The 13,846-nt window shown below is 65.6% G+C and carries 14 protein-coding genes; 8 read left to right on the top strand and 6 right to left on the bottom strand.

What is annotated here, in order from left to right; genetic code table 11:
* Positions 1 to 110 precede the first annotated feature (110 nt).
* Together Q0S16_RS01595 and Q0S16_RS01600 are read left to right on the top strand one after the other, a co-directional pair.
* Complete coding sequence (locus Q0S16_RS01595; protein WP_295844278.1) at positions 111 to 905, top strand: class I SAM-dependent methyltransferase; 795 nt, start codon at positions 111 to 113, stop codon at positions 903 to 905.
* A 154-nt stretch (positions 906 to 1,059) separates the two neighbouring features.
* Positions 1,060 to 1,647, top strand: coding sequence for a VOC family protein (locus Q0S16_RS01600; protein ID WP_295844279.1), 588 nt, complete (start codon positions 1,060 to 1,062; stop codon positions 1,645 to 1,647).
* A gap of 196 nt (positions 1,648 to 1,843) precedes the next feature.
* Here the strand turns inward: Q0S16_RS01600 and corA are convergent, their stop codons facing one another.
* The 3 genes from corA to Q0S16_RS01615 form a co-directional block, all read right to left on the bottom strand.
* Positions 1,844 to 2,851, bottom strand: coding sequence for a magnesium/cobalt transporter CorA (gene corA / locus Q0S16_RS01605; RefSeq protein WP_295844280.1), 1,008 nt, complete (start codon positions 2,849 to 2,851; stop codon positions 1,844 to 1,846).
* A 93-nt stretch (positions 2,852 to 2,944) separates the two neighbouring features.
* The gene (locus Q0S16_RS01610; RefSeq protein ID WP_295844283.1) at positions 2,945 to 3,712 is read right to left on the bottom strand and encodes a ParA family protein; all 768 of its coding nucleotides are present in this window, start codon (positions 3,710 to 3,712) and stop codon (positions 2,945 to 2,947) included.
* A 339-nt stretch (positions 3,713 to 4,051) separates the two neighbouring features.
* Positions 4,052 to 5,416, bottom strand: a complete 1,365-nt coding sequence (locus tag Q0S16_RS01615; protein ID WP_295844286.1) for a serine protease — start codon at positions 5,414 to 5,416, stop codon at positions 4,052 to 4,054.
* A 229-nt stretch (positions 5,417 to 5,645) separates the two neighbouring features.
* Here Q0S16_RS01615 and moeB point away from each other — a divergent pair, with 229 nt between their 5' ends.
* Positions 5,646 to 6,446 carry a molybdopterin-synthase adenylyltransferase MoeB gene (gene moeB, locus Q0S16_RS01620; protein ID WP_295844288.1) on the top strand — a complete coding sequence of 267 codons (801 nt, stop codon included), beginning with the start codon at positions 5,646 to 5,648 and terminating at the stop codon, positions 6,444 to 6,446.
* Between the two features lie 243 nt (positions 6,447 to 6,689).
* Here the strand turns inward: moeB and Q0S16_RS01625 are convergent, their stop codons facing one another.
* Together Q0S16_RS01625 and Q0S16_RS01630 are read right to left on the bottom strand one after the other, a co-directional pair.
* Positions 6,690 to 7,367 carry a nitroreductase gene (locus tag Q0S16_RS01625; RefSeq protein ID WP_295844290.1) on the bottom strand — a complete coding sequence of 226 codons (678 nt, stop codon included), beginning with the start codon at positions 7,365 to 7,367 and terminating at the stop codon, positions 6,690 to 6,692.
* 212 nt (positions 7,368 to 7,579) lie between these two features.
* The gene (locus Q0S16_RS01630; protein ID WP_295844291.1) at positions 7,580 to 8,224 is read right to left on the bottom strand and encodes a glutathione binding-like protein; all 645 of its coding nucleotides are present in this window, start codon (positions 8,222 to 8,224) and stop codon (positions 7,580 to 7,582) included.
* Positions 8,225 to 8,320: 96 nt separating this feature from the next.
* On the opposite strand from Q0S16_RS01630, the gene Q0S16_RS01635 reads away from it, so the two are divergent.
* The 5 genes from Q0S16_RS01635 to Q0S16_RS01655 all read left to right on the top strand — a co-directional run bounded on the left by Q0S16_RS01635 (position 8,321) and on the right by Q0S16_RS01655 (position 12,569).
* A complete protein-coding gene (locus Q0S16_RS01635) occupies positions 8,321 to 8,974 on the top strand; it encodes a TetR/AcrR family transcriptional regulator (RefSeq protein ID WP_295844293.1) in 654 nt (217 codons plus the stop codon).
* 87 nt (positions 8,975 to 9,061) lie between these two features.
* On the top strand, positions 9,062 to 9,427 hold the full coding sequence (locus tag Q0S16_RS01640; RefSeq protein ID WP_295844294.1) for a YciI family protein: 366 nt from the start codon (positions 9,062 to 9,064) through the stop codon (positions 9,425 to 9,427).
* A complete protein-coding gene (locus Q0S16_RS01645; protein ID WP_295844296.1) occupies positions 9,424 to 10,695 on the top strand; it encodes an RNA polymerase sigma factor in 1,272 nt (423 codons plus the stop codon). Before Q0S16_RS01640 ends, Q0S16_RS01645 begins: the two co-directional genes overlap by 4 nt.
* 98 nt (positions 10,696 to 10,793) lie before the next feature.
* Entirely contained in the window at positions 10,794 to 11,198 is a 405-nt protein-coding gene (locus Q0S16_RS01650) for a VOC family protein (RefSeq protein ID WP_295844300.1), read from the top strand.
* Positions 11,199 to 11,369: 171 nt separating this feature from the next.
* Positions 11,370 to 12,569, top strand: coding sequence for a multidrug effflux MFS transporter (locus Q0S16_RS01655; RefSeq protein ID WP_295844301.1), 1,200 nt, complete (start codon positions 11,370 to 11,372; stop codon positions 12,567 to 12,569).
* 22 nt (positions 12,570 to 12,591) lie between these two features.
* Here Q0S16_RS01655 and Q0S16_RS01660 read toward each other — a convergent pair whose 3' ends face one another.
* Positions 12,592 to 13,383 (bottom strand): SDR family oxidoreductase, encoded by a 792-nt coding sequence (locus Q0S16_RS01660; RefSeq protein ID WP_295844303.1) that lies wholly within the window; start codon positions 13,381 to 13,383, stop codon positions 12,592 to 12,594.
* Between the last annotated feature and the right edge of the window lie 463 nt (positions 13,384 to 13,846).

Below are 13,846 nucleotides of genomic sequence, written 5' to 3' on the forward strand. Positions count from 1 at the left end.
AGGGAGGCATCCGCCGATCATGGGCCCTGGCGCGGACGCGCGTGGCGACGGGAAAGATGCTATCGGTAGAGACGGTCGGCCGGCCGGCGCAAGCCATGGTGAGCAGTGACATGAACGACGCATCCATTCGCTTCAATGACGGCGCCGCCTATGAGCGGATGATGGGGGCGTGGAGTCGTCTCGCCGGTGATATCTTTCTCGACTGGCTGGCGCCGCCCGCCGGGTTGGCCTGGCTCGATGTCGGCTGCGGCAATGGCGCCTTCACCGAATTGATCGCGCAACGGCTGCAGCCACGCGAGGTGCGGGGCATCGACCCGTCGCCGGGCCAGCTCAGCTTCGCGCGCGGCCGGCCAGGCACGCCGATGGCGATCTATCACCAGGGCGACGCGATGGCGTTGCCGTTTGCCGACGGCGCGTTCGATGCCGCGGTCATGGCGCTGGTGATCTTCTTCGTGCCGGAGCCGGCGCGGGGCGTCGGCGAGATGGCGCGGGTGGTGGCGCCGGGCGGTACCGTCGCGGCCTATGCCTGGGACATGGAGGGCGGTGGCTTTCCGCTCGATCCGGTGCTGCGCGAGTTGCGGGCGATGGGGTTTGCGCCATCGCCACCGCCGAACCCCGACGCGTCACGCATCGACAATTTGCAAAAGCTCTGGCGCGACGCCGGGCTGACGCGGATCGAGACCCGCCGCATCGATGTGACGCGTCACTTTATCGACTTCGCGGATTTCTGGACAGCCTCGACCTCGGGCTCGACCGTGAAGCCGGCGATCGCCGCGATGGCGCCGGACGTCGTTGCCGAGCTGCGGACGCGGGTGCGAATGCATCTCACCGAACAGCGCGATGGCGGCGTCAGCTACGATGCCTTTGCCAATGCGGTGAAGGGTCGGGTGCCGGAAAAGGTCTGATGGCCTGTGCCTGTGCCGCATCGCTCCCGGGACAAATAAAAGACCGGCCCACCCCCGGTTACCATCGCCGCTGGTAACAAGCGCATCGATGCGCGATACTTCGGGTGTGATCAGCGCGACGCCGCTCAATGAGCGTCGCCTTTCGGAGAAAACGATGACCAGCTACCCCACTCACATCCCCCAGCTTCACCACGTCACGCTGAAGACCACCCGGCTAGCCGACATGATCGCCTGGTATGGCATCGTCACCGGCATGAATGTGCATTTTCAGTTTCCGGGCGGCGCCTGGCTCAGCAATGACGCCGCCAACCACCGGCTGGCGCTGCTGACCAGCCCGGTGATCTCGGACGATCCCGCCAAGCTGGCGCATACCGGCCTGCACCACACCGCGTTCGAATTCGCCGACCTGGACGCGCTGCTCGACACCTATGGCCGGCTCAGGGAGGACGGCATCGCGCCGCACATGTCGCTCGACCACGGCATGACGCTGTCGATCTATTACGTCGATCCCGACGGCAATAGCGTCGAATTGCAATGCGACACCTTTGGCGACTGGGAGCACTCGACGCAGTGGATGAAGACGTCCGCGGAATTCGCGGTCAACCCGATCGGCATGGCGTTCGACGGTGATCGCCTGCTCGAGGCGCGCGCCGCCGGGGCGTCATCCGAGGAAATCCATCGCCGCGCCTATGCCGGCGAGTTTGCGCCCGGCGCGCCGCTGGATCTGAGGATGCCGCTGTAGGCGGCGCGTTCTTCCTTTCTTCCTTCTCCCCCTGTGGGAGAAGGTGGCGCGGCGCAGCCGCGACGGATGAGGGGGATGTCCAGGCGCGGAGTTTGTGGCTACCCCTCAGCCGTCTCGAACCGCTGCGCGGTTCGATCCACCCTCTCCCACAAGGGGGAGAGGGAAGGAAGCGCACGCGGCCCGGCTGGCGAAATCCTTACAGCCAGCCGTAATGCCGGAACCGCAGATACAGAAAGCCGCATAGCGAGGCGATGCCGCCGAGCACCGCGTAGTAGCCATATTGCCATCTCAGCTCCGGCATGTGGTCGAAGTTCATGCCATAGATGCCGGCGACCGCGGTCGGCACCGCGAGGATCGCGGCCCATGCCGCGAGCCGGCGGGTGATCTCGTTCTGCTGCGACTGGCCGGACATCAGGCTGGCCTCGAACGCAAAGGCCAGCACCTCGCGCAGCGCATCGATATCCTCCTCGGCGCGCTTGATGTGATCGAGCACGTCGCGAAACAGCGGTCGCATCTCCGGATCGATCGGCAGCACCCCGGAATGCTCGAGACGGTGGCAGACGTCGAGCAGCGGGCCGACGGCGCGGCGCAGCTTCAGCAATTCGCGGCGCAGCTTGTAGAGCCGTTCGAACTCGGACTGGTGCAGAATCCGCCGCAGCACGCGATCCTCGAGCTGCTCGACCTCGGCCTGGATCGCCTCGATCACCGGCTGGTAGTTGTCGACGATGAAATCAAGGATCGCATAGAGGATATAGTCCTCGCCGTTGGTGAGCACCGTCGGGCAGGCCTCGCAGCGCGCGCGCACCGCGGCGTAGGAAGCCGAGGCACCATGCCGCACCGACACCACATAGCCGCGGCCGACAAAAATATGCGTTTCGCCAAAACCGACGGCGCCGTCGACCATCTGGGCGGTGCGCGCGACGATGAACAGCGCCTCGCCATATTGCTCGACCTTGGGGTGCTGGTGCGCCTTCGAGGCATCCTCGATCGCGAGGGGATGCAGGTCGAATTGCGCGCGCACCCGCTCCAGCAGCGCCGCGCTCGGCTCCAGCAGCCCGATCCACACCACATGTCCGGGCCTGCGCGACCATGCCGCGGCGTCCTCGATCGCGATGTCGGCGACGCGCCGGCCACCGGCGTAGACGCTCGCGGCGACGACGCCCGCCTCATGCGCCGCGGATTCGGGTTGCTTGCTGCCGTGCACGGGCCACCTCGACGTCATTGCTCCATGCGCGAGCGCGCGCACGGGCAATAGACTCGCCGCCGGCCGAAAGGTTTCGCGCCGGCGGGGGAGGCCTCAGAAGCGACCGAGTTCGCTGGCCGCCGGCGCGGTCGCCATGGCTTCCTGTTCGGTCAGCGGAAACATCGTCGGCACCGTGTCGGGCGCGGCAGGGTCGAACACCACGCCGCGCGCATCGGCGCGCGCGACCGGGCCGAGCTTGCCGGTCACCCATTGCCACAGGCCACGGATTTCTTCCGCGGATTTGCCATGCGGCGCATATTCGGTGACCGCGAGGCCGCCGCCCAGCGCGTCCTGGTGATCGTTGCGCATGACGATGAAGGGCTGCGCGACGCCGCTGTCGGCGGCCGGCAACACGCCCTGGTCGAGCGCCGAGGAGGCGTTGTCGAGGCGTTGGCCGCGCACCGGCGTCTGGTTGAGCACGAAGCCGAACGGCGTCTTGCAGGCGCGGGCCAGCCACAGCGTCGGCGTCGCCGCCTCCAGATCGGCGAGGCTCGGCCGCACCGGGATCAGGCACAGATCGGCGGCGCGAATCGCTGCGGTGGTGACGTCGCTGATGCCGCCCGCGGTGTCGATCACCGTCAGCGTCACGCCGTTGCGCTCGAAGATCTCGAGCCGCTGCTCGATATCGTGGGCGGTCTCCACCGGTTCGACGCCAGGCTCGGCGTCCAGCCGGCGCTTCTTCCAGTTCGACAGGGTGCCCTGCGGATCGGTCTCGATCAGCCGGACAGTATGTCCCTCCTGCATCGCAGCCAGCGCGAGGCCGATGGCGAGCGTGCTCTTGCCGCTGCCACCCTTTTGGGTGGCAAGAACGATGGTCTGCATGATGGTAGTCCTTTGTCGATGACGGGATACGCTTCACGCCAGAGAGTGAGTCGAAGCCGCTTGGTGCGACGGACTGTTCTTGGCTGGACACATCGGAAGCGAAAGGCAGGACTATGCGAGATCGCAGCTACGCCGAATCAGCTATGTCATGATCATGACTTAAAAGACGGCGCAATACTATTGATAGCACGGCGCGGACTATATTTAGTCAAGCTGTCGCAATGCTTTACCGGCAAAGTGTAGTTGGTGTTGATGGGTCGTGCGATTTTGATGATGCTGTCGGATACCGGTAGGGTCGGTCCCGGGCGTGATGCGCCGTTCCGCCTCCCGGCAACGAGGCTACTTGCGCACGCAGATCACGCGCACCACGGAGGCCGCCGCTTCCGTCGAGGGCGCGTCGTTCATGCTGACCATGCTGGCGGCCAGAAACGCGCGCACAATGGCGGCTGGTACCAGCGCCGCCTGCATCGCGCTGCCGTTGGCAGGGCCAGCGACGATGACGGGTTTTAATTGAACCAGCCCGGCGAAAGCGCCTTCGCCGTCGATCGCCGCCGCGCCGGAAAAGCCGAGGCCGGGTGCCGGCGACAACGCCAGCTCACCAGTAGTTCCGACGGGCGTCACCGACACTTTGAGCCGGCTGACCGCCGCGGCGCCGCCCTGGTTCTGCGGATCGGCGATGCCGATCAGGTCGAGAGCGGGCTTCGCGGTGGCGCGGTTTCCCAGCGCCAGCGGTTTCAGGTCGCGCGCGCCAAATATCCGCAGCAGAGCGAGATCGCTGGCCTTGTCCTCGGCGAGCTTGTCGGCATGGCCATGGCCGGCAATCACGATCGACAGGCAACCGTCGATCGCCTGGCGGTCGGTGACGATCGCACCATCGTCGCTGACGATGACGCCGGAGGCGTATTCGACCTTCTTGCGCGGCGGCGGGCCGGCGGCGATCGCGCCGGCCGGAAACGCGTTGAAGGCTGACGACATCGCGATCACCACCGGCGCCATGGTGCCTTCGGTGGCCTGGTCGTAGAGGATGGTGAGGAGGCGCACCTCGCTGTCGCGGAAGGCGCCGCGGATGTAGAATTTCTTCAGCCCCTGCATGCCCGACAGCACGAAGAAATCCGGCCTGATCGCGCTGTACTCGATCTTGCGGCCGGGCTCCTTCTTCTCCTGCTCGGCCAGCGCGGCGGTGGTCGGCGCGGCTTCCTTGCGGCGCGCGAGTTGGATCTGGATCGATCCGCTGGTGGAACTCCATTTGCTGCCATTGGCATCAGAAGCCTGCTGCGGCAGCAGTTTTGTCGGCAGCCCGATGCGTGCGCCGGTCAAAGTGTCGGTGACGATCTTCCAGCCGACATTGTCCTGCAGTTTCTTCGCGGCAGCCTGCAGGATGCCGCGCTCTTGCGGGTTGAGCACGCCGGTCTGTTGGGCGCCGTTGTATTTCTGGAACGTCCGGATCGCGGCGACCATGCGCTCGGAGACCTCGCCATTGATGGCGCCATTATATTCGCCGGCCCAGGCGAGGTCGGACTGGATCGCCAGCCGCTCGGCCTGCGCCATCGCGCTCGCGGTGTCGGCGGGGCTCTGCAGCGCCGGACGGGCCGGCGCGGCGGCGGCCGGCTTCGGCTTCGCCGCCGCGGCCGGCGGTGCCGTCTGCGCGGACGCCGCTGTCGTCGCCGCGGCGATCATCCATGTTGCCGTAAGCCACGATCTCATGACATGTCCCGGGTGACGATTGACGTGGCCGAATTGAAGCACATCTGCTGGGTCTGCGACAGCGGCGCGATGGTTCAAGCGTGCCGACGCCCACAGCCGTCATTGCGAGGAGCGAAGCGACGCGGCAACCCAGAAGGCACACGCGAAGAAAGAACTGGATAGCTTCGTCGCAAGGGCTCCTCGCAATGACGGGGGAGATGGCCGTGAGAAACATGGAAGCAACCACATCATGCTGAGCGCCGACGAACTCGAACGCTATGCCCGCCACATCGTGCTGCGCGAAATCGGCGGCCAGGGCCAGGCCGCGCTGCGATCGGCAAAAGTGCTGGTGATCGGCGCCGGCGGGCTTGGCGCGCCGGTGCTGATGTATCTGGCGGCGGCCGGAATCGGCACGCTCGGCGTGGTCGATGATGATCACGTCTCGCTGTCCAATTTGCAGCGCCAGATCATCCACGCCACGCCGGACATCGGCGCCCGCAAGGTCGACAGCGCGGCGGCGAAAATCCATGCGCTTAATCCGCATGTCACATTCGTCGGCCATGACGCGCGGCTGCGGCCGTCGAATGCGATGGAATTGATCGCGGCCTATGATCTGGTGCTCGACGGCTCCGACAATTTTGCGACGCGCTATCTGGTGTCGGATGCCTGCTATCTGGCGAAGAAGCCGCTGGTCTCGGCGGCGCTCGGCACGTTCGACGGCTCGCTGACCACGCTGCGCCCGCATGAAAAAAATGCCGCGGGGGGGCTGAACCCGACCTATCGCTGCCTGTTCCCGGACGCGCCTCCCCCCGGCATGGTGCCGAGCTGCCAGGAGGCCGGCGTGATGGGCGCGCTCGCCGGGGTGCTGGGCTCGATGATGGCGCTGGAGGCGATCCGCGAGATCACCGGTTTCGGCGAGGGGCTGGTCGGCCGGTTGCTGATGATCGACGCCCGCGCGATGCGCTTCGAGACGCTGCGCTATGCGCGCGATCCGGACAATCCGCTGAACGGCGACGCGCCGACGATCATGGATCTGAGCGGGCATTGCTGACCGGAGCGCTCTTTCTCATCCCTCCCCCCGCGCGAAGCGCAGCTTCGCGAAGGTGGGGAGGGTGGCCGGGCTAGAGCATGATGACTTTATGTTAATTCAAATCACTCACCCCCGTCATTGCGAGGAGCCCTTGCGACGAAGCAATCCAGTTCTTGCGGAGCTTGTGGCTCTGGATTGCCGCGTCGCTTCGCTCCTCGCAATGACGGGGGATGGGACACCGATTCATCTTTAGGTCATCATGCTCTAGCTGTCGAAGCCGACGAACACCGTCGCTTCCGCGACCGATTTTCGTTCCGACACCACCGCATTGGCCGGGAAATTTTCATCCGGCCATCCCAGCGCGATGCTTTTCATGATCACCTGATCGTCGGCGATGCCGGCGTACTCGCGCACCACCGGGGACTGCATGATGCCCTGGCTGTTGATCACGGCGCCCAGCCCGCGTGACCAGGCGGCGTTGACCAGCGCGGTCGCCACGGCGCCGCAATCGAACGGCGTATCGTCGCTGCCGTCGAGGGCGCGGTCATAGGTCACGATCACGCAGACCGGCGCGTCGAACTGGCGGAAGCCGCGCAGCACCCAGTCCTGCCGCATCTCCTTGTCGTCGCGCGCGATCCCCATGGCGGAGAACAGTTGCTTGGCGACACCGACCTGCCGGTCGCGGTGCTGGCCTGCGAAGGGCTGACCGATGCGGAATTCACGCGATTGCGGTACGCCGGCCACCATCCGTTCGGTGTTGCCGGCGCGGATCCGGTCGAGCGGTTCGCCGGTGACGACATAGAAATTCCACGGCTGGACGTTCATCGACGACGGCGCGCGCATCGCCAGGCCGATGATTTCCTCGATCAGCGCCCTTGGCACCGGATCGGGCTTGTAGCCGCGGATGCTGCGGCGCCCGAGGATGACGTCATCAAACTGCATGGCTCTTGGATTCCCGTATGAGGCCCGAACTGGCTTCGATAGTTGCGGTTTCCCCGAGCTCGCGCAAGATTGACGTGAGGTCGCATCGTGCCCGCCGGTGCTTTAACGGTGGTCGGGACATTCGATATTTCGCGACCCGGCATGAAGTCGGCGACAGCCAGCTTCATGCCGGTCGAGGCGACGGCGTTGACCCGCTGAGGTATAGGGCGATGCTAAGCCGCCGCTCTGTGCCGCGCGATCTGGGCCCTGTAGAGTTCATACTCCTGCGCGATCGCGCTTGCCACGCTGGGCCGTGCCCGGTGCATGTCGTAATAGCGCTTGATCGCCGGCCATCGGTTGAGATCGATCGGCGGCAAGGCCGTGGTCCAGTTGAGTACCGTGACCAGATAGGCATCGGCGACGCTGAAACGGTCCAGCAGGTAGTCGCGGCCTTCGAGTTGCGCGTCGAGATAGTCCAGCAGCGGCAGACCCTTTTGCAACGCATAGGCCTTGACCTCCGCGGGCGCCGTCTCCGTAAGCAACGGGTTTAACAGACCCTTGTGCATTTCGGTGCCGATGAAGCACAGCCATTGCTGCAGCCGGCTGCGGTCGAGCCCCGAGCCCGCCGCGATGGCGGAATCCGGGAAGCGGTCGGCGACGTATTGCAGGATCGCGGCGTTCTCCGTCAGCACGACGCCGTCGTCGGTGTGCAATGTCGGCACCAGACCGAGCGGGTTGACCGCGCGGAAATCCGAACCGTCCGACAGCACGCGCTTGGTCTTCGGATCGACTTCGAGGTAGGTCGCGGTCGCGCCGGCTTCATTGAGCGCAATGCGGGTGGCCATCGAACAGGCCATCGGCAGGAAATACAGATCCATGGGTGTCTCCGTTACTCGCGGCGTTGTGCAAACGCCGCTGGTTGATTTTTGTAACGTCTCGCATAATATAACCATCGTCAAGGAATTAAATGCGAAATGGTACAAAAAAAGACATCAGCACCAAAGGCTGCGGTTTTCCTCGAGCCCAGGCGTCGTGGCCGGCCGCGGGCCTACGAGCCGGAGCAGGCGATCGGCCAGGCGCTGGCTCTGTTCCGCAAGTCCGGTCTTGCCGCGACCTCGCTGGACGATCTGAGCGCCGCTACCGGTATGAACCGGCCGAGCCTGTACGGCGCTTTCGGTGACAAGCGAGCGCTCTACATCCAAAGCTATCAGCGCTACCGCGACGACTATGCCGCGGAGCTGAAGGAAACCTTCAGCGCCGATATCGGCCTGCGCGAGCGGCTGCGCCGGATCTTTGCGATTGCGCTCGACATCTATCTGCTCGGCGAGGCGCCGCGCGGCTGCTTCACGGTCATGACGGTGGCATCCGATGCCATCGCCGATCCAGACATTCGCGCCATCGTCATGCAGGGGCTGCGGGATGTCGACAAGGCCTTCAATATTGCGTTTCGGACCGCTGTCGAGAAGGGCGAGCTGCTGACATCGACAAATATCGCCGTTCGTGCCGAGATGGCCGCCGCGACCCTGTTTTCGTTGTCGATCCGCGCCCGGGCGGGCGTGGCGCGCGGGGAACTGGAAGCGATTGTGGACGGCGCGATCGGCCTGCTGTGCCAGGATGCGGCGAGCTGATTGCCGCCAGGGCTGTGCTCCAACATAATTCCGCAACGTTGTCGGGATGGCCCTTTGTCATCCGTCTTCCAGCCAAGGAGACCAGCCATGCTTTACGCCATTCTCTGCTATCATGACGAAGCCGTCGTCGGCGCATGGTCGAAGGACGAGGACGACGCGGTGATGGCCAGGCTCGCCGTGGTGCATGGCAAGCTCGCCGCCCAGGGCCGGCTCGGCCCGGTGGCGCGGCTGCTGCCGACCACTTCGGCGGCCACCTTGCGCAAGGAAGACCCGCCGATGGTGCTGGATGGCCCGTTCGCCGAAACCAAGGAACAGCTGCTCGGCTTCTACGTCGTCGAATGCGCGGATCTCGACAGCGCGCTGGACGTGGCGCACGATCTTGGCGCGGCCAATCCCGGCGGCGCCTATGAAGTCCGCCCGATCGGGTTGTTCCATGGGGGGATGCTGCCATGACCGATCTGGCCTGGATCGAGGCCGCGCTGAGTTCGGCGCGCCCCCAGGCGCTCGGCGCGCTGTTGCGCTATTTTCGCAACCTCGATACCGCCGAGGAGGCGTTCCAGAATGCCTGCCTGCGGGCGCTCAAAATCTGGCCGCGGCACGGCCCGCCGCGCGACGCCGCGGCCTGGCTGATCATGGTCGGCCGTAACGTCGCCATCGACGATATCCGCAAGACCAGCAAGCATGCGCCACTGCCGGACGACGCCGCGGAGATCTCCGACCTCGATGACGCCGAGAGCGCGCTCGCCGAACGGCTCGACGGCTCGCAGTATCGCGATGACATCTTGCGGCTGCTGTTCATCTGCTGCCATCCGCGATTGCCGGCGACGCAGCAGATCGCGCTGGCGCTGCGCATCGTTTCCGGCCTCACCGTCAAGCAGATCGCGCGCGCCTTTCTGGTCTCCGACGCCGCGATGGAGCAGCGCATCACCCGCGCCAAATCGGCGATTGCCAAAGCCGACGTGCCGTTCGAGACGCCGGGCGCGCCGGAACGCGGCGAGCGGCTCGCGGCGGTGGCGGCGATGCTCTATCTGATCTTCAACGAGGGCTATTCCGCCTCCGGCGACAATATCGATCGGCGCGCGCCGCTGTGCGAGGAGGCGATCCGGCTGGCGCGGCTGCTGCTGAAACTGTTTCCGGCGGAGCCGGAAATCATGGGCCTCGCCGCCTTGATGCTGCTGCAGCATGCCCGCGCCGCGGCGCGCTTCGATGCCGATGCCGCTTTGGTGTTGCTCGACGATCAGGACCGCGGCCTGTGGAACGGCCAGATGATCGCCGAGGGGCTGGCGCTGATCGACAAGGCGATGCGCCACCGTCGCACCGGACCGTACCAGATCCAGGCCGCGATCGCCGCATTGCATGCCCGCGCCGTAACACCGGCGGACACCGACTGGGCGCAGATCGAGCTGCTGTACGGCTCGCTGGAAATCCTGCAGCCGTCGCCGGTGGTGACGCTGAACCGCTCGGTGGCCGTTTCAAAACTGCGCGGGCCGGAAGCGGCGCTGGCGATGATCGCGCCGCTGGCGCCGCGCTTGCAAAATTACTTTCACTTCCATGGCGCGCAGGGCGCCTATCTGATGCAACTTGGCCGCCATGACGAAGCCCGGATCGCTTTCAACCGCGCCATCGCGCTTGCCAGCACCTCGGCGGAGGCCGCGCATATCCGGCTGCATCTCGACCGGCTGGCGGATCAGAGCCAACCGCCGGGCCGTAGGATGGGTTGAGCCGTTGCGAAACCCATCGGCGGAGGCGGACCATCGTGATGTCGCCGACATTTCGATACACGACCGGGTTTCGTGACCCATCAGCAAAGGAGACGACAATGCAGGTCAATCCCTACATCCACTACAATGGCAACTGCGAAGAAGCTTTCAACTTTTACGTCCAGGCGATCGGCGCCAAGATCGACGTGCTGATGCATGTCGAGGGGTCGCCTGCCGCCGAGCACATGCCGCCGGAGATGGCGAACAAGGTGCTGCACGCGCAGCTGTCGATCGACGGCGAGGTGGTGATGGCATCCGATGCGCCGCCGGAATTCTTCAAGACGCCGCAGGGGTTTTCGATCAGCCTGAACATGGAAGATCCCGCCGAGGGCGAAAAGACCTTTCAGGCGCTCGCCGACGGTGGCGCCATCAGGATGCCGTTCGCCGCCACCTTCTGGTCAAAAGGCTTTGGCATGTGCGTCGATAAATTCGGCATTCCCTGGATGATCAATTGCGGCCAATAGGCTAAGAGCTTTCTTGCCGCGCACGCGGCGCCCTGCGTCGCGTGCGCGGCGCGGAGCCGGGGCCATTCCAAACGCCGGCGATGGATACGGTCCCGGACGCGGAGCAGCGTGACGAACGCCGCGCCACGTCCGGGACACGGTAGCTTTCGACATTCAACAAAAAGACAGCCCATGACACCCTTTACCCGCAACGCCATCGTGATTGGTCTGTTGTCCGCCGTCGGTCCGTTTGCGATCGACATGTATTTGCCGGCACTGCCGGCGATCACGGCCGATCTGCGCACCACGACCGCGGCGACGCAGATGACGCTGACGATGTTCTTCATCGCCTTCGGCCTGTGCCAGATCGCCTATGGCCCGCTGTCCGATGTCTATGGCCGCAAGGCGCCGCTCTATGCGGGGCTGCTGCTGTTCATCGCCGGCTCGATCGGCTGCACGCTGGCGCCGGGGATCGGCTGGCTGATCGCGTTTCGCGTGCTGCAGGGCGCCGGCGCCGCCGCGATGGCGGTGATTCCGCGCGCCATCATCCGCGATTTGCACACCGGCGTCGAGGCGACAAGGCTGATGGCGCTGGCGATGCTGGTGTTCTCGGTGTCGCCGATCCTGGCGCCGCTCACCGGTAGCGCGCTGATCGTGCCGTTCGGCTGGCGCGCGGTGTTCGTCGCGGTCACGATCGCGGCGCTGATCGCCTTGGTGCTGGTGGCCTGCCTGCTGCCGGAGACGCGGCCGCCGCATGCGCGGATCAGCGGCAGCGTCCGCAACGTGCTCGGCAGCTTCGCCGAGCTGTTACGCGATGCGCATTTCCTCGGGTTGACCTTCATCGGCGGCCTCGGCCTGGCCAGCTTCTTCGCGTTTCTGGCGACGTCGTCCTTTGTCTATATCGGCCATTACGGTCTGACGCCGACGCAATACAGCCTGGCGTTCTCGGTCAACGCGGTCGGTTTCATCGGCGCCTCGCAACTGGCGAGCGCGCTCGGTGGCCGTTTCGGCATGGCGCGGATGGTGCTGGCGGCGGTGTCGGCCTATGCCGCTTTCGCGCTGCTGCTGCTGGCGCTGACGCTGCTCGGCTTCGACAGCCTGCTTGTACTGATCCCGCTATTGTTCCTGTCGTTTGCCTTTCTCGGCCTGGTAATTCCCGCGACCATGGTGCTGGCGCTGGAAAATCACGGCCCGATCGCCGGCATCGCCGCCGCGCTGGGCGGCACGCTGCAGATGGTCACCGGCGGCCTGATGATCGCGGTCGCCAGCCAGTTTTCCGACGGCACCTCGCTGCCGATGGTGGCGACCATCGCCTGTACCGCGGTCGGCGCGTTCATGGTCAGCGTCGCGACGCTGCGACCGCGCGAACAGGACACGGTCGCGGCGGAATAGGGACGTGGAGGGGCCTGCGCCTTTACCCGTTGCTGCCGTCACGCCTTAACGTCGGCAGGCCGATGCCGGTGGCCTCGAAGCCGCCATCGACCGCCAGCATCTGGCCGGTAATATAGCTGGCGCGCGGGCTGCACAGGAAGAATACCGCGTCCGCCAGTTCGTCCTCGCCGCCATAGCGGTTCAGCGGAATGGTGTCGTGATAGTCGGCGCGGATCGCCGGCGTATGCACCGCCTTGGCCATCGCGGTCTCGACCGGGCCGGGCGCCACCGCGTTGACGCGAATGCCCAGGGTGGCCAGCTCCACCGCGAATTGCTTGGTCAGATGCGCCAGGCCGGCCTTGCTGGTGCCGTAGGCGGTGCGCAGCGTCGAGGCGCGCAGCGCCGAGATGGAAGTAATATTGACGATGGCGCCGCCGCCATGTTCGCGCATCAAGGGCGCGGCGGCCTGGGTGCACAGGAACGGCCCGGTCAGGTTGACGTCCATCACGCGCTGCCATTCGGCTTGCGTGGTGTCCAGCAGCGGCTTGAACACGGCGATGCCGGCATTGTTGACCAGCGCATCGAGCCGGCCGAAGCGGGCCTGCGCGGCGGCAAAGGCGGCGGCCACGGCCGCGGCGTCGGCGACATCGGCATGGAGGGCGAGCGTGTTGGCGGGATCGTTCAGCGCCGCGACGCTGGCCCGCAGCAAGTCGTTCTCGATATCGAGCAGCGCGACGTTGTAGCCCTCGGCGAGAAAGCGTTTGGCGACCGCGAGGCCAATGCCGCGCGCGGCGCCGGTAACGAGCGCGACCTTGCGCGGTGATGGAGTGGTCATGTCCTGCCCTGCCGTTTTGATTGCTTCAGGGCTGTGTAGAGAACGCCACCGGCCGCGACAAGCCCGGCCGGCGGAGGCCGTCCAACCTACCGTACGTAAAAGACAACGCCGGCGATGACGAGCATGGCCGTCACCGCCAGCGCCTGTGCGAGCACCGCCAGGGCCTGCTCGAAGCGAAAGCCTGCCTTGAATCTGGCGCTCTTCATCGTTTCTCCCCAGACACGGACCAGCCACGGACGCGCCGCATCACTGCGTGGCGAGCGCCCAAGGCATCAGACAGATTTTACGCGGAACACCCCGAAGTCGAGTCACCGCATCATGAGTACCCACTCAGCGACGATCGACGTATGGAGAATCATTCATTAATGCGGCGGGAATTTGTTGCCGCGGATGTCGGCACGAAAGGTTTTAGTCCGTCTTGCAGTCAGGCGCGGTCGACACCAACCGCGCGCGCAGCATGGGG

This window comes from Tardiphaga sp. (assembly GCF_025356345.1).
Taxonomy (GTDB): domain Bacteria; phylum Pseudomonadota; class Alphaproteobacteria; order Rhizobiales; family Xanthobacteraceae; genus Tardiphaga.